Genomic DNA, 20,599 nt, shown 5'->3' on the forward strand with positions numbered 1-20,599 from the left:
AATCTGTACTGCCCGACCATCTGCGACAACTTTTTTATATCAAAAGCTCTATCCTGTGTGATAGGGCTTTTTGTTTTTTAGAATCGAAACACTTGAAAAGAACCGGGATGATCCTTTTCAAGCCTGTGGCGATTTCTGCCGCAGCAAGTAGCCTTACATAGTCATCCAGCACACAAACTGTGCTGGCGGGCCTTTATCCGCTGCTGAAAAACAAAGCGCCTGTTTTTTTGAAGTGTTTTGGCTAGAAAGCAGTTTGCAGCCGTTTGAGGATAGAAAGGATGTAGAAACGATGTCTGTACAAATTGAGATTGCTGAAGAATACTGCATTGCGCGGCTGATCGGCGAGATCGACCATCACAACGCGAAGGAACTCCGTGATGCAATCGACAATGCGGTTATGACCGGGCAGGTGCGGGAGCTGGACTTGGATTTCCGGGAAGTCAGCTTTATGGATTCCTCGGGGATTGGTTTGGTAATGGGACGATATAAGCTGATGCAGGAGCTGGGCGGAAACCTGCATCTGATCAATATTGCAGGGCACCTCAAAAAGGTGATGATGCTCGCGGGGCTGGATCGCCTTGCGATTCTGGACAGGCCGGAACAGCGCAGACGTCGGCCTCCTGCGGAACCTGTTCTGGAGGAAGCACCGGAAGAGATGCAGGAAGCTGGGCGCTTTGAGGAAGAACTGGAGGACATTCCATTCGGGATCGGAGGGGAGGAAGTATGAAACCGGTTAACACAATGAAGCTGCAATTTGAAGGGCGGTCGGTGAACGAATCATTTTCTCGTACGGCAGTCGCGGCATTTGTGGCACAGCTGGACCCAACGGTTGAAGAGCTGGCAGATATCAAAACAGCGGTCAGTGAAGCGGTGACCAACTGTATCGTACATGGTTACCGTGATCGACTGGGAATCGTTTACATATCCGCCAGTCTCTATCCGGACCGCCGGATCCAGATCAAGGTGCGTGACAAGGGTTGCGGCATTCCGGACATCCAGCGGGCGATGGAACCGATGTATACTTCGGTTCCCGAGGAGGAGCGCGCCGGTCTCGGTTTTGCAGTCATGCAAAGCCTGATGGATCGGGTAAAGGTCATCTCCAAGGAAGGGAAGGGGACGACGGTGACGCTGGAAAGGAGTATCCGCTGTAAGGGGGAATGATGCCGATGATCGAATGCCAGACATCCGCGTCCAAAAGAGAGGAGACAATTTCCAACAACATTGGTCTGGTGCATTCCTGCGCCCACAGGTTTAAAGGCAGGGGGATCGAGTATGACGATCTGTTTCAGGCGGGATGCATGGGGTTATGCAAGGCAGCGGACGCATTCGACGAGGGGCGCGGGGTGCGTTTCTCAACCTATGCAGTGCCGGTTATCCTCGGAGAGATGCGGCGCCTCTTCCGGGATGGGGGAGCGGTTAAGGTTTCGCGTACACTCAAAGAACTGTCCATCCGGGTAAATCGGGAACGGGAACGGCTCTCCAACCTTTGGGGGCGGGAGCCGGGCATCTCCGAACTGGCGCAGTCTCTTGATCTGCCCGAGGAACAGGTGGTTGAGGCAGTCTGTGCGTCCGCACCGCCGATTTCTCTGACCGGAAGTGACGAAGATGGAGGGATGCAGATTGATCTGCCGGTCGAGTCCCCCGAGGATCTGCTTTCCGATCTCATCGCACTCAAGCAGGTGGTCGGAGAATTGGAACCCAATGATCGCAAACTAATTGTCCTTCGGTATTTTTCAGAAAAGACCCAAACCCAGACTGCGCAGGCACTGGGGATGACGCAGGTACAGGTTTCCCGCAGGGAGAAAAAAATTCTTGCAGCCCTGCGCGCCCAACTCAGCGGATAGGGACCTGTCCGGGTCTATAAGTCACCAAGCCTGTCGGCCCTATAAGCAAGACAGGCAACGTCAATAGATAAGCCGGATTCTGTCGGGATTGATGCTGGACAATCCCGACAGAGATGTCCGGAGCGGGGCAATGCCATCCGATCTGTGGATGGATGACACAGTCGGAAGCGTGTTTCGCGCACCGATTCTATCTGAAGCGGCAGGTCTTCATACGCAGGCTGTTCAAGGGCTGTCGCCACCCCCATACTGCCACCGCTTGGGTTTGCTCCTGGTGTATCCTATGCAGCCCAGCTGGGAATGGGAACTGGTGTTTGAATCTACAAAATTGCCTGTCTGCAGAAGGGAGAGAGAGAACGAAGCCCGGCGTTCGGGGATTTCCGAACGCCGGGTGATTTTTTGGTTATTTTAGGGAAAAAATCTGGTAGCGGAGAGGATGGTCGATCGGGAGAAATCCGTCTTGGCAGCGGGCGTAGAGCCTGCCGCAGAATGCGCACTGATAGAGTGGGCAAGGCTGCGGCAGGCCGGGGATCCGAGCGACGCGCCCGTCCGGACGGGCTTCTTTACAGCAGCCTGAGAGGGGGGCAGCATGGATGCGATGAAGCGCATAACCGCTGGTTCGGTCGAACCAGCCGGAGAACCCGTTCATTCGGCCATCTCCCGCGCGCGGTCACGTTTTTGCGCTGCTGGCGCACCGAACCGCTTGACCAGTTTGTATCCCGCGAATACCATGTAAAACTGGACAAAGATCATCGGCAGTCCGGCGATCAGCGAAATGGTCTGAACCGCTTTCAGCTCATTGATGACCAGCAGGCCGATCGAGAGTACCGCAAGCACTCCGGCCCAGAAGATGCGCATTGGCCGGCTGGGCTGGCTGTCAACCGAAAGGGTTTTGGCGCTGCTGCTCGCGAGGATATAGGCGGCGGAGTCAATCGTTGTGGCGAGAAAGATAAAAACCAACAGGCAGAAGAGCAGGATCATCAGCGGGGCGAGCGGCATTGCACGCAGCAGCGAGACGACAACTGCCTCCTGCCCTTGCGTTTCAAGCATCGCGGCATAGTCGACGGTACCGGTCTGCTGGAGATGGAGCGTAAATCCGCCAAAGATGCCGAAACAGAACCAGCAGCCGAGGGTCCCCCACAGCATCTGCTGCCAGACGACGCTGCGCAGCGTGCGTCCGCGCGAGGTACGGACGATAAAAAGCGCCATGAGCGGCATGAAGGTCAGCCACCAGCCCCAGTAAAAGATCGTCCACATCTCCTGAAATTCCCCACTTCCAAATGGGTCGAGCCAGGTGTTGATTCGGACAAAATCCTGTAGATACAGACCGATGCTGTTGACCTCCATCTTCAGGATGTCGATGGTCGGCCCGAGAATCAGCAGGACAGATCCAAAGAGAATCAACAGAACAACATTGATGTCGCTAAGGAGCTTAATCCCTCTGTCCAGGCCGCGAAAGACGCTGAATGTGAAAATCGAAATCCAGATCATGAGGATCACGATCTGCAAGGGCAGGGTATTCGGGATGCGGAACAGTCCGGAGATCAGATTGGAGACGACCGGGACAGCTAACCCCAGTGAAGTGGAAATTCCTGCAAGAATCGCGAACATGACAAGCACGTCGATACATTTTCCCAGAAATCGGCTGATGCTTCCAGGATGGAGATGGTTGTTGACCACCGAAAGCCGCAGAAGATGCTCGTTATCTTTAAAAACAATCAATCCGATGGCGGTAATTGCCGGGATATAGAACGCCCAGGCGCTCAGTCCCCAGTGAAACTGTCCATACATATGGGCGTATTCATACGCCAGCTCGCTGAACGGCTCGATTGAAAGTGCAGGGTCTTTGAGGTAATAGAGCGGTTCGACGAACCCGAGTATGACCGCGCTCGATCCAACACCGGAGGTGAACAGCATCCCTGCCCACGCGAAGTTGGAATAGACAGGTTTTTCTCCCCGTTTGCCAAAGGTGATGTCCCCGAACTTGGAGAAGGTCACCCATCCAAGGAAAGCAAACGAGGTGAGGCATGCGAGGATATACATCCAGCCGAATTGACCGACCACCATGGAATAGAGCATGGAGATGATCCGCCTGGCCGTATCTGGAAAAAAGATGAGAGTCCCAGCGATCACAGCCGAGAGCGTCAATGTTGGAATCACGATAGAAAAATCTGAATTGCTTTGTTTTCGATACATGCTGCACCGACCTTTCTGCAAAATGCAGGCTGGATCTGAATGCCATACCCGCCCCCTTTCCTGAGAGCCGTCTAAAAACCGATAGTTTGCATTTCACTGTTTTCAGACAAACCCAAATATATCCAAATATCCAACCTTAAAAATGACCGTTTGATTGCGACACGAAACCTATTTCCGTGTCATCCCGAACATAATTCGAATCTAATATCCATTTTTCAGATATTATATCACAAAATTTACAAACAGTCAATCTATAGTTTTGTACAGTCTGAACAGTAGTGTAAAAAATCCGGCTTTCGACAAATTGAAAGCCGGATTTTTAGGAAAAATGACAGGGGGTTTTAGGAATCTGCGGCGAAATAATAGGCGCCTGAACGTGCAGCCAAAAACTCGAGCACCAGACCGCTGTCCTCGCTGCGAATGCGGGATTCGACCGCATTGCCTGTGCTGTCATAGACCGCAACCCCCTTGTGGCTGCGCAGGAAGGGGGGGATGCCCAGCCGGATTAGTACCGGTTGGGCAGGATCTTTTTTTTCTCCATTCTTCGCATCTTGGAAAGTGACCGAATATTCATAAAAGATTTTCTTGGTGATATTGGGAAGGGTACGTGCGCTCTCTGCGCCGTCGATGGAAAAGACGGCGTTGCCTAATGGGAAGCCGCGCAGCATCCCAATCGCATCGACTGGCTGTCCATCCACTTCAGCCTTCCAGGTTACCCCGGTCACATTGCAGTTGATCTCGTAAAGGGTGGACAGCCGCCGCCAGATGGTTTGCCCAACCATACTGCGCTTTCGCATATCCAGTGCGTAATAGTCGAGCAGGGATTGTTCTGCGTCAAGCTCAACAGCGACCTCTGCCTTTTGCATAAACTCATAAAGCTCGGTAGAGATAATCATGGTGAATTCGCGGGCAGGGCTGTGGTTACCGTAGGCATCCTGCGAGCAGATGTCGAAGGTGTAGACCCCCGGTTCCTTGAAGGTTTCTATGTAGGAATCCCACTGTTTTTCGATCGGCTGCCAGACGCCATCTTCGCGACGGATCGCCATATGGTCGACGTCATGCATGATTTCGGTGTAGACTTTGATCTGCGTACCCTCGGGATAGATGTTTGAGTCACCGATTTTCTTTTCCGAAACTGCTACCAGCGGTGTTTCGGGCGGGAAAACGTCGATTCCGGGACGCATACGGTTCAGCCACCGCACGAGCACAGAAAGGTGCTCCTCTTCGTCAGCAGGGAAATAGGCGCGCTGTACATCGGTCAGGTCACTGAACTGTCCCTGTACCGACATGATCTCCGCACGCCGGGCTTCAACCATCTGGTCATTCGAAGCGTCAAGCGAGGGAAGCGCGCGGCAGGCATCCAGCACACCGGCAAGCTGAACATCAATAATAAACGAAACATCCTGCGGTTTGCTGCGCAGGCCATCGGCGTCCTCGGTACAGAATCGGAACCGGTATACACCATCGTTCTGGAAGTTAAGAGTGCATGTCCCGTCCTCGCCGAGCGAAAGGGACATCCATAACCCATCTTCTTTAATCAGAACCTCCCGTACGCCTGGCTCAGCCGAAAGGGTGAGGGTTACAGGGGAACGGTAGACCGATGTTCCTTGCAGTGTTTCGCCGGTGGTTTCGATTTTCAGTGTGTCTTCAGGCCGCTCGGCGGCCAGAACAGGGAGTGTTTCGAACGGCAGCAGGAGCGCAAGAGCAAGCATAAAAGAGAGCAGTTTTCTTCTGAACACAGTAGTTGAGCATCCTTTCTTTTCGACTACAGAATCACATCATCAATGCAGAGAGGAATTGTGTGACGATTCTCAAGTATACAAAATCCATTCCAAGCAGATTTATCGAATATTATAGCATATTTCTTTGGAAATGTCAGCAACCGGGAAAAATTTGCCTATAATCGTTCCAGCCGCCCATCTGCAAGGCAGAATGCTTCTCCAGCGCTGAAGCTGCGTGCTTGCCCCGAAAACAATGCTTCATTTTTTTCAGGATGGTCATAATAATGCCTTTGATTCATTTGAATACCAGTATACCGCTTTCTATGGCTGTTCAATTGAGCACTGCCTTTTTGAACAGTATCCCAATCTATATTGTATATTTTCTACATTTTTATAGATAGCATCTACATAAGAGGGGGGAATTGTGATAGAATGGAACTATTTTAAAAAGACAGGGGACAGAAAGATGGATGCATCCTATCACAGGCATGATATAAACGATAAAGTATGGGAGTTGTTCGAACCACATTTGCGGGGGCAACGAGGCCAGTGGGGCGGGATTGCTCAGGATAACCGCCGTTTTATCAATGCGATATTTTGGGTATTGCGAACCGGAGCGCCCTGGCGTGACCTGCCTCCCGATTACGGGAAGTGGGGCAGTGTTCATCAGAGGTTCATCCGTTGGCACAGAAAAGATGTTTGGGAAAAACTCTTGGAATATCTTGATTACTACAGCAACTGCCGTATAAGGCAAAGCTGAAGGGCTTGCCGCCTGCGCTTCACAGACAACAAGCCCTTTCGGCTCCTTGAACAATCTCTTGTCTCAAACTTTGTCTAACTTTTGGGGATCACTTCAATGTGCGGACTGACCAGTGCTATGGACAATATCGCCCACTCCTCTGCTGAGATTGAGAAAATCACCCGAGTAATTAAGGATATTGCTTTCCAGACCAACATCCTGGCATTAAGAACCCGTATTCACAACCATTCGACACCGTCTGAGCGGTTTTTTTGTCAGCCTGCCGCGTTGAAAAATCTTGCAATACACAAAGTATTGTCTGCGTTTTTTCGCCTTGCAGGGCAGCAAAATCCCTCGCCCATCCGGCATCCTCTGATTATGAATACAGGTTCTTATTCCTCGGCGTCTTCCGGAAGACGCTCGACTTCGATGGGAACTTCCGCATTTCCCTCTACAGCGGCTGTGGCGAGGAGCTGGCCAACCAGCAGTTTGAAACTGTTCGAAGAGACGGTAGCACCTGCGACATTGTCCACCTGGGTAACATCATTTTCAGCCTTTTCCCAGTTATTCACAAGTGCAGAAACAGCATCGCTGTAGGAAAGGCCAGTGGCCTCTCGCATCCGATCCGAAAGTGCGGTATCGGCGGAGCGTCTGGCTGCATCATCCTTTTCGGAGATTGCGTCAAACTCATCGACCGTCACTTTGCCGTTTTTGATCTTGAGTACAACGTATTCTTTCCAGCCGTTCTCGTCAAAGTCCGCAAAACGGGCAGTGTAAAGGCCATCGGCGAGACGAGAAACAGCGATCTTTCTTTCACCGCCTGAAGTCATTTGTGCAGTCAATGCACGCATGAGTTTTCCAAACGTTTTGGTCGCTGCGCCGCCATTGGTCGGGGCAGTCATCTTGGAGAAATCCCCACCATTGTCAAGACAGCCCTGCGCAATCGCCGGGTAGTAATCGGCAGGACCATCTGCCTGCGCGTTCAATTCGGAATCTTCGGTAATCAGTTTGGAGGAATCCTCCTCACCGGATGCATTATAGATGATTTCGGTGATTTCTCCGCCTTCGACCGTCAACGTAACAAATTCCTGCCATCCATCGCGATTAGCGGACTCCATTCGTCCTTCATAGTTGCCATCCAGGAACCGGGTGCCGATGGTAACTGTGGAGGTATTTCCCTCCTTGGCGGATTCGAGTGCAGTACGCATCATCCGCACAAACCGATAACTGTGTTCTTCGGCCCCTTCCACCGGCTCAATGGTATCAAGATCGCCATCTGCCGCCCGATAGGCCGATTTGATCTCGGCAGCGTAGTCGACCGTCTCGGTATCTTCACCTTCCGGTTCGGATGAAGAAGACGGTTCTGGCTGCACAGCTGCTTCTGATTCGTCCGCCGGTTCGGAAGCGTCGGGGTTCTCGTACGGCTCAAAGCCATAATCCTGGACGGTAATTTCGTCGTCCAGAACCGAGATGGTCAGGTAATCGAGGGTGCTGTCCCCAGCGGGCACAGAATATTTAACCGAATATGCGCCATCCTGATAGATGGAACTGACGACCGGCGGTTCCTCCGGGGCAGAACTGGAAGGCTCCGGCTCGGGAGTCGTGCGTTTACATGCGGAAAGAGAGCCTGCAACAACCAGGCAGGCGAGCAGGGTGGAAAGCAGTTTCTTCATTTATGTGTGACCTCCGATATTCAAAAGTTGCTGGACATTCCATTGCGGTATCCTTGTCCACCAGGATGGAAACAGGGCAGCACCCATGTGCCGGTCCGACCATAACCATTAGTACGATAGCTTATTATACCACTTGACAGCACTTGCGTCAAATTGAATTGAGGACTAGGCTTCGCAGAACAAGACACCAGGGAACAAACCTGTTATGCAGGCCGACCAACACTTCAGCATAGTTTCACCCAATAACAAATCCAACGTCCCTCTTCGAGGACGTTGTTTTTTTGCCGAACTTTTTGATTTTGTTGGGGGCATCCTATCGGATTATTTCAGAGGGATGATCCGAAACGGTTTGTCCTGCTCGATACAGAGTTTAAGCGTATATGCGGTTCCACGGGATTGATTATCCCAGAACGCATAAATCTGATCGGCATATTCGACGATCTGTCGGTTGCGGACGAGCGGTGCGAGGCGTCCGTTGGTTTTATAGTCGGGACGAAATATCCGGATAGGCAGTCCCAGAACCTGAGCAGCCTGCTCTGCCATCTGATCAATCCCATGTGCGCCCCCGCTTACCAGTTCAGTAGCTTCCGGCGGAATGTGCGGCAGCATCCGCTCGAGGGTGAACCCTTTTACATCTCGAGACCCAACAATGGCAATCCGCATCTACCGACACCTCTCTGCAATAAAATGGGAAATTTTACTTCCCATTTTTAAAAATAGGAATTTTCACATGCTGACTGGACAACCTATTACAGTTCTGTTCTCAATTCCGCACTTATAGCCAGAATAGATAAAAATAAGTACGGGTTTTATACGGCAAAAGCCCGCGGGCAGATTCGATGGCTATAGAATCTGACCAAATGCTTCGATTATAACGCTCACGCACTGTGAAAATGATATTGGAAAGTTGGCAGACGTTCCACCCAGTTTTGGTCTGCCGTTGACGACTCGCCCCAAAACCGTATGATAAGCGGATTCTTTCGGCTGTCCTCGAATATTGTAACATAATATAAACCGTTTCACCATGCTTTTTCAAAATTTTTACGGAAAATTTCGGATCGGGGCGAGCAGCCATTTTTCCCTCTGGCGAAAATGCTTGCAGTTATTCCCCGCTATAAAATTTGTGCGGGGTGGAACAGTAAAGGCATGAAAGACATTCAAAAAAATTGTAGGGGGAATCATCCGATGAGAAAGCAATATCAACGGTTTGCGAAGCTGCTGTCACTTGCGATTGTCGCGGTGCAGTCGGTCGCTCTCTATACACAGGCGGTCCTGCCCGACCACTACTATGTAGCGGCGGGAGAAACCCTCAACATACGTTCCAGCCTTCCGATCACCACCCGAAGCAGCCAGGGGAGCTTGCCGGCCGAAGCGTATGCTGCCCCGGGCAACAGCTATAATGTGAACCTTAAACTGCCGTATGGAGTAGAGATCAAACAGGTGCAGGTGCAGGTGGTTGATCGCGAGATGGTCATTCCGGGAGGGAACCCATTTGGGATTAAGATGTTTACCGAAGGGGTGATTGTGGTCGGTCTGAGCGACATTGCCAGCGGTGGCACCTCTCAAAATCCGGCAAAAGAAGCAGGAATTAAGGTGGGGGATATCATTACCTCCATGAATGGGCAGTCGGTTCAGACCAATGAGGATGTTGGGGCAGTGGTTTCCTCCTGCTCGGGCGGGAAGATCAGCGTCGAACTGGAGCGCTCAGGGGAGGAGATGCTCCTCCATCTGCAGCCGGTCCGGGGGGATGACGGTATTTATCGCGCCGGCATCTGGGTGCGGGATAGTTCAGCCGGGATTGGCACCATGACCTATTATAACCCGACCAGCAACGTATTCGCAGGGTTGGGACATGCGATTTGCGATGTTGATACTGGGGACATTATGCCACTGCATTCAGGTGAAATTGTCGGGGTAGAGATCACTGGGGTGAACCGCGGCGAGAGCGGTTCACCAGGCGAGCTGCGCGGCAGCTTCACCGGGGAGCATACCGGGGAACTGCTCATCAACTCACAGGTTGGAATTTTTGGGGTAGGGGAGCGCCCGCTGCGAAATGCGAAACCTGTCCCGCTGGCGATGAAATATGAGGTGACCGAAGGTCCCGCATCAATTCTCTGCACACTGGACGATGGGCAGACGCGGGAATACACCATTTCGATCGAAAAGGTGAGTATTACCGAGAACAATCCGACAAAAAACATGGTTGTTCGGGTGACCGATCCACAGCTTTTGGCAAAAACCGGGGGGATTGTACAAGGAATGAGCGGCAGCCCCATCCTGCAAAATGGGAAACTGGTGGGGGCAGTTACCCACGTTTTCGTCAACGATCCTACTCGAGGATACGGGATTTTTGCAGAAAATATGGAAAAAATGTCAAAGGGAGTCGAAAATAGTCATAAAAACACGCGGTAATTTGAACAAAGTTTTATCTAAAATTTATAAAGCTTTCGTCTGCAAATGCCGTTGTAATGTGCCGGAAATCATGGTAAAATACCGACAGGGACGTGAGATTAAGGAGAGAGCTGGATGAAAGAGCACACAAAAGTGCTGATTGTTGAAGGTAATGGGGATTATTGCAGTAAATGCGCACTGGCGCTTCGGACCTATGGATTTGAGACGATCACCGCTCCTCGTGACGGGCTTGCTGTTACCCGCGTAGTTGGAGAGGCGTTGCCTCAGGTCGTATTGATGGACATTTTTATGCCTCAGTTAGACGCAATCGGCGTCATGAAAGCGGTCAAAGAGATGGGGCTGTTACATCCGCCGCGCTTCATGGTGACTTCTACATTTAGCACTCCTATGCTGGAACAGGAAGTCATGAGCGCCGGAGCTTGTTACTTCTTTTTGATGCCGTTCGATGTCGACCAGATGGTTGAGCGGATCGTCAAGATCGCGGGAGGAACGATTTCGACCGCCAGCGGCCTGCCGGAAACGACCGCTGCAAGCGAACCTGACCTTGAACTGATGGTCACCGAGATCATCCATCAGATTGGTGTGCCTGCACACATCAAAGGATACCACTATGTCAGAGAATCGATTATACTTTCGGTCAAATCTCCTGAAATGATCAATTCGGTAACCAAGCTGCTTTATCCGACCGTCGCCAAACGGTTTGATACGACCGCTTCGCGTGTGGAACGTGCCATCCGTCATGCGATCGAGGTCGCGTGGGACCGCGGCGATGTGGACACGCTTAACAGCTATTTCGGCTATACGATCCACAATGGACGCGGAAAGCCGACCAATTCGGAATTTGTTGCAATGATTGCCGACAAACTGCGCCTTCGTCTGAAAGCTGCGAACTAATCCTATGAATTTCCCGGCAGAACCCGTGTAACCGAGATGCCGCGCCACCCGTTTGAAACGATGGCGCGGCATCTCGGTTTGTTTTGGGTTTTCAGCCATGTGCCGGAATCATCGCAGATACCCGGTTCCGAGAGCAGATTGTTCCCGAAGCTGGAAATGCTGAACTGCGCGCTTCAACTCATCGGCCTGACCATAAAGCTCCTGTGCCGACTGTGCGGATTCTTCAGCGGTGGTGCTGTTGGTCTGGATCACGCTGGAAATCTGCTCCATGCCGCTGGTCAGCTGGTTGAGCGACTGCGCCTGCTGTACCGCAGATTCGGCGATCTGCGCGATCAGTTCGGTTGCTTTTTTCGCCCCTGTCATCACTTCGTCCATCGAGTTGGCAGTATCTGTGGTCAAAGCGGTCCCCTGCTTAATCATGCGCAGCGAATTTTCAATCAGATTGGAGGTGTTCTGCGCAGCTTCCGCACTCTTATTTGCCAGGCTCTGCACCTCGTTTGCCACAACTGCGAAGCCCTTTCCGGCTTCACCGGCACGAGCTGCTTCCACCGAAGCGTTGAGTGCCAGAATATTGGTCTGGAACGAGATGTCCTCAATGGTTTTGATGATCCCGCCGATCTGGCTCGCCGCATTTGAGATGTCCTGCATAGCAGAAATCAGGGTACGGAGTTTCTGGTCACAGACCATCAGTGCGCCTGCCGCCTGGGTCGAACAGGCATGGGCAGTTTCGGCATCTTCGGAGGTGTTGGTTACCTGGTGAGACAGCTCCTGGATGCTGGATGCAAGCGCTTCAATACTCGCAGACTGCTCCATTGCGCCCTGAGAGAGAACCTGAGCACCGGACGCCATCCGTTCCGAGCTTGCAGACACCCGTTCAGCAGTCACATGGATCTGCGCAAGCGCATTGTTGAGCGAATCCAGAATTTGGCGCATCGCCTTCTGAATAGGCAGGAATTCCCCATGGTAATCCAGATCGATCGCAAGATTCATCTTTCCATCTGCCATTTGTGCAAGTTTGGAGTCAATGTCATGGATGTAGGTCTTCAGATCCCGTTTGGTTTCGTGGATCGCTTTCACCAGCATCCCGATTTCGGAGGTATCAGATTCCAGAGGAAACTCGGAGGAAAGATTTCCGCTGGAGATTTCCCCCATCTGGTCGCGGATAATCACAAGCGGACGCAGAACCCGTTTTTGAGTGGATCGTATGCTTACCACCAAAAGGATGCAGACAAGCGCCAGTGCCAGAAAGATGGCAACCTTGATGACATTACAGAGCTGAAGCAGTCCCTGTACCTCTGCGAAGGTACGGGAATCTAATGTCTCAAGAAACTGGGATTTCAGACTGTTGATCTGTGTAATCGCCGCATCGTAATCCTTCCCGTAAACATAATCAACGGCCTCCTTCATGTTACCGGCCTTGACATTTTCCATCGCATTTTCTTCAAGGGGGACCAATTCTTGGGAAAGGTTGGACATTGCATCAATCAGCGCCTGTTCCTCTTTGGTAATGCCGATTTCCTGCATCGCCGCGACGCCCTGATCACGGTTTTTCAGATTGTTGACTTCATTCCAGTAGTTGTCATAGTGGACTGTGTCCCCGGTTGCAGCATAAGCGCGTACCTCGTTGGTCAGATAAGATGAACCGTTCATGAACCGGTTGGCATTGTAGGTTAGATCAAACCGCTCCTGGTTTGCAGTATAAAGCCTACTGTTCATATTGCTGTAAAACAACAGCAGGAGTGCTGTGATCAACAGGGCAAGAATGGAAAAACCATTCAGAATATAGGATCTTGTAGACTGGTTCATCGTTTTTTTCATTTTCATAACCTATCCTTTCGATGCGTTGCACCTCTCCGGGAAGAGAATCCATCTTGCTGAAAACAAGGATGCATTCAACAAAAATCACGTTTCCCCCGTTGAACATGCCAACCGGCGCCGTTGCGGGCAAAACACCATTTTCTCCTCGAACAGAAAGCAAAAAGAGTTGGATTCAACAACGTCCCCTTCTATTCTACAAAAAAATATAGAAAATTTCAACATCTTTCGGTAAATTTCATCAAAGAGATGGGCGAATCTTTAAAACAGAGGGTAAAATAACTGCCAATCGCTCCAAAAGCTGCTCGTAGGACGATAGGCGCCGGGGCAGGCTGCCGGAAGCCCTGCCCCGGTATGGATTGTCTGGAGGCAGCGTTTGCCTGTCAGAGTGCTTTCAGGACAAAAATACGCGAATCGAAATCGCAGCTTGGGGTCCCGCCAGCCGGAACCTCTCCGGCAGAGGGGTCGCTGATCATCAATCCTGCGTACATCAGCTCATCCCCGTAGAAACTTTCGCTGTCATTGATCTGGTAGCAGCGGTCAGGGTCAAGCCCTTGCAGACGGATCCGGGTAAATGGTGCATTCACATCGTTAAGCACCCGGTACCATCCTACAACTGCCTCGGACTGATCCCTGTTCACCGACATCCATGCGGTCACATTGCCCTCAAACGGACTTTTTAAGCGGTAGAACCGGCCAAACTGAAGGGTGCGGCGGTGTGCTTTCATAAAGTTGATCTGCTGGCGAACCTCTTCCTGTTCCGACAGAGTCAGCTGGTTGAGGTCCAACTCGTAGCCAAAAGTACCAAAGCAGGCGACATTCGCCCGGGTGTGCAGCGGGGTGATGCGGAATACCTGATGGTTCGGGACAACCGAGACATGGCTGCCGATGCTGCTGATCGGATAGCAGAATGAGCTGCCATACTGGATTTTCAACCGCTCGACCGCATCTGAGTCATCGCTGGCCCAAGCCTGCGGCGCGTAATAGAGCATACCGGGATCGAAACGTCCGCCGCCACTCGCACAGGACTCAAACAGAACCTCCGGGAACTGGGAGGTCAAACGCTCATACAGGTCATAAACGCCCAAAATATAGCGGTGAAAGACCTCGCCCTGGCGGTCGGCGGGAAGCGCATTCGAGAAGCATTCGGTGATGCTGCGGTTCATGTCCCATTTAATGTAGGAAAGGTTCGCTTCTTCCAAAATTTTGGCCATCATGTGGTAGATGTGATCAACCACCTCTTTACGGGAAAAGTCCAGAACATACTGAAACCGTCCGTGGGAGGCGGGGCGTTCGGGTGTTTCCAGCAGCCAGTCTGGGTGGGCGCGATAGAGCTCCGAGTCCTTGTTGATCATCTCCGGTTCAAACCAGAGCCCAAACTGCATCCCAAGTGCTTCAATGCGCTGTGCAAGCCCTGATATTCCATTTGGGAGCCGCTCAGGGTTTGCAACCCAGTCCCCCAGCCCGGCATGGTCGTTGCAGCGCTTGCCGAACCAGCCGTCATCAAGCACGAAGAGTTCGACGCCACATTCCATGGCCTTCTGGGCGATCTCAACCAACCGATCCTCGGTGAAATCGAAATAGGTGGCCTCCCAGTTGTTAATCAGGATCGGACGCTCCCGGTCACGCCAGATGCCCCGGGCGAGGCGGGTCTGGTAGAGCTGGTGGAAGTTTTGGCTCATGCCGTTCAGGCCTTTATCCGAGTAGACCATAACCGCTTCGGGAGTCTGGAACGACTCCTGTGGTTCGAGCTTCCAGTCGAACCCGGATGGGTGGATGCCGAGCAGCACACGGGTGACATTGTAGGTGTCGACTTCGGCCTGTGCCAGAAAGTTGCCGCTGTAGATTAGGCTGAAACCGATCGTTTCCCCTTGGAATTCATCTGCAGTAGGACGTTTTAGAACGATGAACGGGTTGTGATGGGGAGAGGAGTGGCCGCGCCGGCTTCCGACCGACTGGATTCCCGGCGTGAGCTTTCGAGTCATGAGATGCCGTTCCCGCGCCCATGCACCGGAAAACTGCATCCAGTCATAATTACAGTCCGGCAGATCAAGACAGAGGCTCATCGCAGTGAGCAGATGGACCGCCTTTTTACCACGATTGGTGAACCGGGCGCTCCGCGCGACAGCACCTCCCTCTGAAAAGATGGTATAAAGCAGTTCGAGCGTGATACCGGTAACAGGGTCCTCCAATGTCAATGTCAGGGTTTCGGCCTCGTCATCCCGCTCGGTATAGGTTGCGGGGAGTCCGGCAAGACGGGGTTTCCCGGAGGCAATTTGATGCCCTTTGTAACGGAAATCAGACAGACGGCTTCCGTTTTCCTGCAAAATCTCGACTGCGGGCTGCCGGAAATCGGTTGTCCCATAAACGCCATATTCCTGCTTGACGTGTTCCAGCGAGAAGGTGCGGTCGTCCTCCCGAAGATAGGCGGTGACCGGCCGATGGGTTGCAAGTTCCAGCAGGTGCGAGTAATCCCGTTCTGGGTGGATGTGTTTCCCGAAATAGAGCTGTCCCATCTGCCCGTTTGGAAGGACAGCCATGATATAGCTGATTTCGTTGTTGCATAGGTGGAATGTTTGTTTTTTTTCATCAAAAAAAATAGACATAGCAACGTCCTCCATGGTATAGTCAATTCACCGGATGCACAGAATGCATCATGGTTGCCAGGCTGCGGCTGGAGCCACATTGCTGTTAAGCATAGCACAGGCGGTGGAAAATCTCAAGGGGAAACCTGTTTTTTGTTTGGAAAACCGGTTATTTCCATAAAAAATACCAATCCTGTTTCCAGGACTGGTATTTGGGCGGTCAGTTTGGTATCAGACCCGGTTCTGATACTGGCTGACCATTGCATCAAGATGTTTTTTCAGAGTGGAGCGGCTGAAAATATCGCTTTTCATGTCAACCATTTCTACAGGGCAGCGCCCTTCACGCAGCAGATGCCAGATATAGACACCATATGTATGGAACAGAGATTCGGACCGGGAAATTTCGATCTCATAGAGCTCGTTCAGCCTTCTATACAGGCAGGGTTCGCCATCAATCACTTTGGGTTCATATTCGGGGCCAAGATATTCCAAAAGCTGTTTTTGGGTCTTTACGTCCATCGCACCATCTCCCTTTTTTGAAAATAGTACCATATTGAGGGTGGAAAGACAAGGGATAAAGATAGGCTTTCGGAGATCTGGCTGCAAAAACCCCCTCCACTCCAAAGAGCAGAGGGGACTGTAATCAAGGCATGGATCAGCTCTATTCCAAGGTGATATATCTGCGGATTTCCCCAAGCGTTTCCTTACCAATTCCGTCGACCTCAAGGAGCTGCTCCACAGAGACAAACGGTCCGTGAGAAGCGATATATTCACGGATTGCCTGCGCTTTTGCCGGGCCGATTCCTGGCAGGCGGTCCAGCTCCTCTGCCGTGGCAGTATTGATATTGATCTTTACGCCAGCCAGTTCAGGATAAGGGTCAAGCACCGGCGGCGGGGTAAACTCGATTACGGCAGGGACCTCAAGCGGTGCGTTTTCGACCTGATACCAGATCAGCGTTGCGGTAAGCAGCAGCGCGATCAATCCGAGCGTTCCATAACCAAGTTTGAAATCCATATTTTTGCCGTCTCCTATGTTGTTATTGTGTTCATCTGTTTGCATCCCAGAATCGAACCCTTCCCCAAGAAGGGAACCGCCAAAGGCAGATCGGGTTCGCCTTGTACAGTCAGCGGGCATATAGCATATGCCCAATGCTTGAAAACAGAATTGGGTTTAAGCATCTCAATTATACCACATCAGGAGAGGAAATACCATCAGGCGATAAAAAACAACACCATAAAATAGTGAAACATACTCCCTAAGATTACAAAAATATGAAACAGTTCGTGGAATCCGAATGTTTTTGAAAAATTGGGATGCTTGAGCATATAGATCACACCGCCAAAAGTGTAGCAGAGTCCACCTGCAAGGAGCAGCGCAATCCCTGGGGCGGGCAGGGTACCAACTGCGGGAAGATCGATCAGAATGGCCCATCCAAGCAATAGATAGAGGGAGGTGCCAAGCCAGCGAGGAGCATTGATCCAGCAGAGCTTCATTACGATTCCGCCGAGTGCAACCGCCCAGATCGCGCTGGTAAAAAGGATTGCCTTGGTGGGAGGGAGCAGATTGAGCAGTACCGGGGTATAGGTTCCTGCAATCAGCACGTAGATCATCGCATGATCGAGCTTGCGCAGAAGGGCGATGATACGGGCAGAAGCCCGGGAAAAATGGTAAAATCCGCTTGCGCTGTAGAGTGCGATCAGAGAGAGGCAGAAAAGCAGGGTCGAAATCACGGTCATCAAGGAAACCGGGCCAGAGACAGCCAGATGCAGGATCATCACCGCGAGCCCTAGGACGGAAAGTCCTGCGCCGATAAAATGAGAATAGCTGCTGATAGGGTCACGTGCTTTTAAAAAGATGCGTGGCATAGGATCACCTCGTTTTTGATATTTTATAATATGGTTTTCAAAACTACTTTATAGGATTATTATACTGCATATCATGGGAAATTGCAAGATATGATTGAAAAAGAATCTGATTTGAGGTATGATAGAGGCAAAAAAGATCAATCAGTGAGGTAAGATCATGAAATCATTTCCTGAATTGCTGGAACAGGCATTTTCCGACGCCAATCTCCCGGTGGAGTCGATCCCGGCGATCGACCTGTATATGGATCAGATTCTGACGCTGGTGGAGGATGGGCTTTCTGCCAACAAACGCCGCCCGCAGGACAAGCTGCTCACCAAGTCGATGATTCACAATTATAGCAAGGAACAGCTTATTATGCCTGTGAAAGGCAAGAAATATTCTCGGGAGCAGGTTTTTCAGCTGCTTTGTGTGTTAAATCTGAAACAGACGCTTTCCATGTCGGATATTCGCACCCTTACTGCCCATGAAGCGGATTTTTCCGGATTTGCCTGCGCCTATGGAGCGTCACTCGCACTGAAAGAGAACCTGCGTGGACAGCTGGAACAGGTTCTGCTGGAGACGTTCGGCTCCGAACCGGATCTCTCCGACCGGGAACAGCTTCTGACGCTCTGTCTGGCGCTGTCCTCCGCTTCTACACTGTTGCGCAGGCTTTGTGAAAAGATGATCGACGAAACATAAAAAACGCATCATCCAGTTCTGGATGATGCGTTTTTCTATGACGTTAAAAATATGACGTTAAAAAAATGTGTACTCACAATTTTGTGCCGCATTTGCTGCAAAAGACATCCCCCTGCTGACGTGGAGCGCCACAGGATGCGCAGCGCGGGACACAGTTGTTTTTTAGAAGGTGCAGGTCAGACGGGGAGGGGTGCACTGGTTCACCGCGCAGCATCCGTTTGCCGGATTCGGGGTTCAGCTCGTAGACGCTGGCGCAATGCGGACAGGTGGCGAGATAGGATATCCCATATTTGACCAGCGGGATGAAAAATGCATGGACATAGCTGTACTGGCGGCAGACGCTGAAATCTGCCTGACGACCGCAGGCAGCGCAGGGGACGCCTGAAATCTGGCCAACGGGTACTACTTTTGCATCTGTACCGAATATACCTATAAAAAACATATTGTGTCCTCCAGTCCAGGGATTGTTTGGAAATAGAGAGATCGACGGAGCCTTGGCAGGAGGCGGACATGGCCGATGCTGCGCCCTTGCCAAAAGCAATCATTTCCATTTTCAAACGTTTTTTCAAGTGCGGAATAGAACGCTCTTTCTTTTAGTGTATCTGATTTTTTGAAATTGTCAATTCTTTTGCACTTGACCGAAACGGTCGAAATGTGTAAAATGAACATAAATTCTGAATGATGTCATGCGGCAGGAGGAGATTTGCCTGTGAAAAATGTGAGAAAATGGTGTGGTATATTGCTTCTGTCCGGCTTGCTTTTGTTGGCGGCTTGTATGGTGCTGTCGTTCGCCGGATGCAGCGGGCCGGATAGGGCTTCTGTCTCTTCGGGCGCCTCCGCAGAGCCTGGAGTGTCGGACGCACAGGATGCTGAAATTCTGCTCAGCCGGTCAGAGAGCCGGAGCGTTTATGGGGTGGAGGCCCCTTCCGCAGAGGATGGGCGCCTGCTCGTTTCCCAGGAAATAGACCAGGTACCGTCCGAACCATCTGAACCGGAGATGGAGGAGGAATCTGCCGCTTCGCAGGGGATGCCGGAACAGGGGGAGGCGGTAATGCTCGCCAAGCGGACCCAGCCCGCCCAGCCGGTCGAGGGGGAAGCGCGCGGGGTCTGGTTCTCCTATCTTACTCTGGGGCCGCTGGCGAAAAACAAAACCCAAGCGGAGTTTGCCAGCAACATCGACACCGCTTTCGGCAAGATTGCGGACGAGGGGTTTAACACCGTATTTGCACAGGTGCGCCCGTTTGCAGATGCCCTCTACCAGTCGGATTATTTTCCGTGGTCCTATCTGCTGACCGGGACCGAGGGGGAAAATCCTGGTTATGACCCGCTTGAGATCATGTGCGAGATCGCGGATAAACATGGTTTGCGGATCGAAGCGTGGATCAATCCCTATCGGGTGCGGCTGAGTGGCTATAAGGATGCGCTTTCCAGCAAAAATCAGGCCCGGAAATGGCTCAAATCGGGCAGCGACAGCGTGGTCGAATGGAATGGCGGCATCTACTACAATCCCGGGAGTGCACAGGCGCGGGCACTGATTGTCAACGGAGTGAAGGAGATCGTTGCGAACTATAATGTGGACGGAATTCACTTTGATGACTATTTCTACCCCACCACCGATATGGCATTCGATCAGGCGACCTGGCGTGCGGCAAAGAGCAGCCTTCCGCAGGCGGACTGGCGCCGTGAAAATGTCAATCAGCTGGTGCGGGAGGTGTATACGGCGGTCAAGTCGATTGATCCCAACTGCCTGTTCGGGATCAGCCCGCAGGGAAACACCCAGAACAACTACAACGGCCAGTTCATTGATGTTGAGAAATGGCTTGCGAATCCCGGCTATCTCGATTATATCTGCCCGCAGATTTACTACGGGTTTGAGAACGGCACCAATCCCTATGCGCAGACGGTTGAAAAATGGGACCGAATGATAAAAGTCCCGACCATCAAGCTTTACGTTGGAATCGCAGCCTATAAGCTCGGCACCGAAGATCAGTGGGCAGGCGCGGGCAGCGGGGAATGGCTGAATACCGAGGACATCCTCGCCCGGATGGTCGAGACCGCGCGAAAGGCGTCCCATTACGGTGGGTTCGCGATCTATAGTTACGATTCTCTCTTCTCCACCGATACGCCTCAGGTGCGCATCGAGCGGGAAAACCTGAAAAAAATCCTGTAAACGGCTTT

At 51.8% G+C, this 20,599-nt stretch carries 18 protein-coding genes and 2 pseudogenes; 9 read left to right on the forward strand and 11 right to left on the reverse strand.

The annotated features are described in order from the left end of the window. Window positions 1-289 precede the first annotated feature (289 nt). The 3 genes from C814_RS0103985 to C814_RS09090 are packed head-to-tail and all read left to right on the forward strand — an operon-like array spanning window position 290 to window position 1,844. Complete coding sequence (locus C814_RS0103985) at window positions 290-727, forward strand: STAS domain-containing protein (protein WP_016315373.1); 438 nt, start codon at window positions 290-292, stop codon at window positions 725-727. After that, window positions 724-1,161: an anti-sigma F factor gene (gene spoIIAB, locus C814_RS09085; RefSeq protein WP_016315374.1), complete on the forward strand. Its 438-nt coding sequence runs from the start codon at window positions 724-726 to the stop codon at window positions 1,159-1,161. The genes C814_RS0103985 and spoIIAB overlap by 4 nt, the downstream gene beginning before the upstream one ends. Continuing rightward, the gene (locus C814_RS09090; RefSeq protein ID WP_081644910.1) at window positions 1,158-1,844 is read left to right on the forward strand and encodes a sigma-70 family RNA polymerase sigma factor; all 687 of its coding nucleotides are present in this window, start codon (window positions 1,158-1,160) and stop codon (window positions 1,842-1,844) included. Before spoIIAB ends, C814_RS09090 begins: the two co-directional genes overlap by 4 nt. A gap of 400 nt (window positions 1,845-2,244) precedes the next feature. On the opposite strand, the gene C814_RS09095 is transcribed toward C814_RS09090, so the two are convergent. The 3 genes from C814_RS09095 to C814_RS09105 form a co-directional block, all read right to left on the reverse strand. Continuing rightward, window positions 2,245-2,490, reverse strand: coding sequence for a hypothetical protein (locus C814_RS09095; RefSeq protein WP_016315376.1), 246 nt, complete (start codon window positions 2,488-2,490; stop codon window positions 2,245-2,247). Next, window positions 2,487-4,037, reverse strand: coding sequence for a BCCT family transporter (locus C814_RS09100; RefSeq protein WP_081644911.1), 1,551 nt, complete (start codon window positions 4,035-4,037; stop codon window positions 2,487-2,489). Before C814_RS09100 ends, C814_RS09095 begins: the two co-directional genes overlap by 4 nt. Before the next feature lie 341 nt (window positions 4,038-4,378). After that, the gene (locus C814_RS09105) at window positions 4,379-5,776 is read right to left on the reverse strand and encodes a hypothetical protein (protein ID WP_016315378.1); all 1,398 of its coding nucleotides are present in this window, start codon (window positions 5,774-5,776) and stop codon (window positions 4,379-4,381) included. Window positions 5,777-6,224: 448 nt separating this feature from the next. Here C814_RS09105 and C814_RS0103990 point away from each other — a divergent pair. Both C814_RS0103990 and C814_RS23455 read left to right on the forward strand, forming a co-directional pair. Next, a pseudogene (locus C814_RS0103990) lies at window positions 6,225-6,482 on the forward strand (transposase); the annotation flags it as partial. Between the two features lie 132 nt (window positions 6,483-6,614). Then, window positions 6,615-6,719 (forward strand): annotated as a pseudogene (locus C814_RS23455) (methyl-accepting chemotaxis protein); the annotation flags it as partial. Between the two features lie 170 nt (window positions 6,720-6,889). Here C814_RS23455 and C814_RS23460 read toward each other — a convergent pair. Together C814_RS23460 and C814_RS09115 are read right to left on the reverse strand one after the other, a co-directional pair. Next, entirely contained in the window at window positions 6,890-8,170 is a 1,281-nt protein-coding gene (locus tag C814_RS23460) for an FMN-binding protein (RefSeq protein ID WP_016315379.1), read from the reverse strand. A gap of 321 nt (window positions 8,171-8,491) precedes the next feature. Beyond that, complete coding sequence (locus C814_RS09115) at window positions 8,492-8,833, reverse strand: SLOG family protein (RefSeq protein WP_016315380.1); 342 nt, start codon at window positions 8,831-8,833, stop codon at window positions 8,492-8,494. Window positions 8,834-9,355: 522 nt separating this feature from the next. Between C814_RS09115 and spoIVB the strand changes: the two genes are divergently transcribed. Further along, window positions 9,356-10,582: a SpoIVB peptidase gene (gene spoIVB, locus C814_RS09120; protein ID WP_016315381.1), complete on the forward strand. Its 1,227-nt coding sequence runs from the start codon at window positions 9,356-9,358 to the stop codon at window positions 10,580-10,582. Between the two features lie 114 nt (window positions 10,583-10,696). Then, window positions 10,697-11,476 (forward strand): sporulation transcription factor Spo0A, encoded by a 780-nt coding sequence (gene spo0A / locus C814_RS09125; RefSeq protein WP_016315382.1) that lies wholly within the window; start codon window positions 10,697-10,699, stop codon window positions 11,474-11,476. A 108-nt stretch (window positions 11,477-11,584) separates the two neighbouring features. On the opposite strand, the gene C814_RS09130 is transcribed toward spo0A, so the two are convergent. The 5 genes from C814_RS09130 to C814_RS09140 form a co-directional block, all read right to left on the reverse strand. Continuing rightward, complete coding sequence (locus C814_RS09130) at window positions 11,585-13,300, reverse strand: methyl-accepting chemotaxis protein (protein WP_016315383.1); 1,716 nt, start codon at window positions 13,298-13,300, stop codon at window positions 11,585-11,587. A 374-nt stretch (window positions 13,301-13,674) separates the two neighbouring features. Beyond that, a complete protein-coding gene (locus C814_RS09135; RefSeq protein ID WP_016315384.1) occupies window positions 13,675-15,897 on the reverse strand; it encodes an alpha-galactosidase in 2,223 nt (740 codons plus the stop codon). Window positions 15,898-16,107: 210 nt separating this feature from the next. Further along, a complete protein-coding gene (locus C814_RS0103995) occupies window positions 16,108-16,395 on the reverse strand; it encodes a hypothetical protein (RefSeq protein ID WP_016315385.1) in 288 nt (95 codons plus the stop codon). Window positions 16,396-16,537: 142 nt separating this feature from the next. After that, the gene (locus tag C814_RS22110) at window positions 16,538-16,891 is read right to left on the reverse strand and encodes a ComEA family DNA-binding protein (RefSeq protein ID WP_016315386.1); all 354 of its coding nucleotides are present in this window, start codon (window positions 16,889-16,891) and stop codon (window positions 16,538-16,540) included. Window positions 16,892-17,088: 197 nt separating this feature from the next. Next, window positions 17,089-17,742, reverse strand: a complete 654-nt coding sequence (locus tag C814_RS09140; protein WP_016315387.1) for a PAQR family membrane homeostasis protein TrhA — start codon at window positions 17,740-17,742, stop codon at window positions 17,089-17,091. Window positions 17,743-17,899: 157 nt separating this feature from the next. Between C814_RS09140 and C814_RS09145 the strand changes: the two genes are divergently transcribed. Continuing rightward, a complete protein-coding gene (locus C814_RS09145; protein ID WP_016315388.1) occupies window positions 17,900-18,421 on the forward strand; it encodes a DUF1836 domain-containing protein in 522 nt (173 codons plus the stop codon). A gap of 73 nt (window positions 18,422-18,494) precedes the next feature. On the opposite strand, the gene C814_RS09150 is transcribed toward C814_RS09145, so the two are convergent. Beyond that, window positions 18,495-18,863: a zinc-ribbon domain-containing protein gene (locus C814_RS09150; RefSeq protein ID WP_016315389.1), complete on the reverse strand. Its 369-nt coding sequence runs from the start codon at window positions 18,861-18,863 to the stop codon at window positions 18,495-18,497. Window positions 18,864-19,130: 267 nt separating this feature from the next. On the opposite strand from C814_RS09150, the gene C814_RS0104010 reads away from it, so the two are divergent. Beyond that, entirely contained in the window at window positions 19,131-20,591 is a 1,461-nt protein-coding gene (locus C814_RS0104010) for a glycoside hydrolase family 10-like protein (protein WP_016315390.1), read from the forward strand. Window positions 20,592-20,599 lie beyond the last annotated feature (8 nt).

The organism is Anaerotruncus sp. G3(2012) (assembly GCF_000403395.2).
Classification (GTDB): domain Bacteria; phylum Bacillota; class Clostridia; order Oscillospirales; family Ruminococcaceae; genus Anaerotruncus.

What these genes read in the sequence shown, in the direction of transcription:
- spoIIAB (WP_016315374.1), top strand. Translation starts at nt 724, where the DNA reads ATGAAACCGGTTAACACAATGAAGCTGCAATTTGAAGGGCGGTCGGTG.
- C814_RS09135 (WP_016315384.1), bottom strand. Translation starts at nt 15,897, where the DNA reads ATGTCTATTTTTTTTGATGAAAAAAAACAAACATTCCACCTATGCAAC.
- spo0A (WP_016315382.1), top strand. Translation starts at nt 10,697, where the DNA reads ATGAAAGAGCACACAAAAGTGCTGATTGTTGAAGGTAATGGGGATTAT.
- C814_RS09140 (WP_016315387.1), bottom strand. Translation starts at nt 17,742, where the DNA reads ATGCCACGCATCTTTTTAAAAGCACGTGACCCTATCAGCAGCTATTCT.
- C814_RS23460 (WP_016315379.1), bottom strand. Translation starts at nt 8,170, where the DNA reads ATGAAGAAACTGCTTTCCACCCTGCTCGCCTGCCTGGTTGTTGCAGGC.
- C814_RS22110 (WP_016315386.1), bottom strand. Translation starts at nt 16,891, where the DNA reads ATGGATTTCAAACTTGGTTATGGAACGCTCGGATTGATCGCGCTGCTG.
- C814_RS09090 (WP_081644910.1), top strand. Translation starts at nt 1,158, where the DNA reads ATGATGCCGATGATCGAATGCCAGACATCCGCGTCCAAAAGAGAGGAG.
- C814_RS0103995 (WP_016315385.1), bottom strand. Translation starts at nt 16,395, where the DNA reads ATGGACGTAAAGACCCAAAAACAGCTTTTGGAATATCTTGGCCCCGAA.
- C814_RS0103985 (WP_016315373.1), top strand. Translation starts at nt 290, where the DNA reads ATGTCTGTACAAATTGAGATTGCTGAAGAATACTGCATTGCGCGGCTG.
- C814_RS09100 (WP_081644911.1), bottom strand. Translation starts at nt 4,037, where the DNA reads ATGTATCGAAAACAAAGCAATTCAGATTTTTCTATCGTGATTCCAACA.
- spoIVB (WP_016315381.1), top strand. Translation starts at nt 9,356, where the DNA reads ATGAGAAAGCAATATCAACGGTTTGCGAAGCTGCTGTCACTTGCGATT.
- C814_RS09145 (WP_016315388.1), top strand. Translation starts at nt 17,900, where the DNA reads ATGAAATCATTTCCTGAATTGCTGGAACAGGCATTTTCCGACGCCAAT.
- C814_RS09115 (WP_016315380.1), bottom strand. Translation starts at nt 8,833, where the DNA reads ATGCGGATTGCCATTGTTGGGTCTCGAGATGTAAAAGGGTTCACCCTC.
- C814_RS09130 (WP_016315383.1), bottom strand. Translation starts at nt 13,300, where the DNA reads ATGAAAATGAAAAAAACGATGAACCAGTCTACAAGATCCTATATTCTG.
- C814_RS09150 (WP_016315389.1), bottom strand. Translation starts at nt 18,863, where the DNA reads ATGTTTTTTATAGGTATATTCGGTACAGATGCAAAAGTAGTACCCGTT.
- C814_RS09095 (WP_016315376.1), bottom strand. Translation starts at nt 2,490, where the DNA reads ATGAACGGGTTCTCCGGCTGGTTCGACCGAACCAGCGGTTATGCGCTT.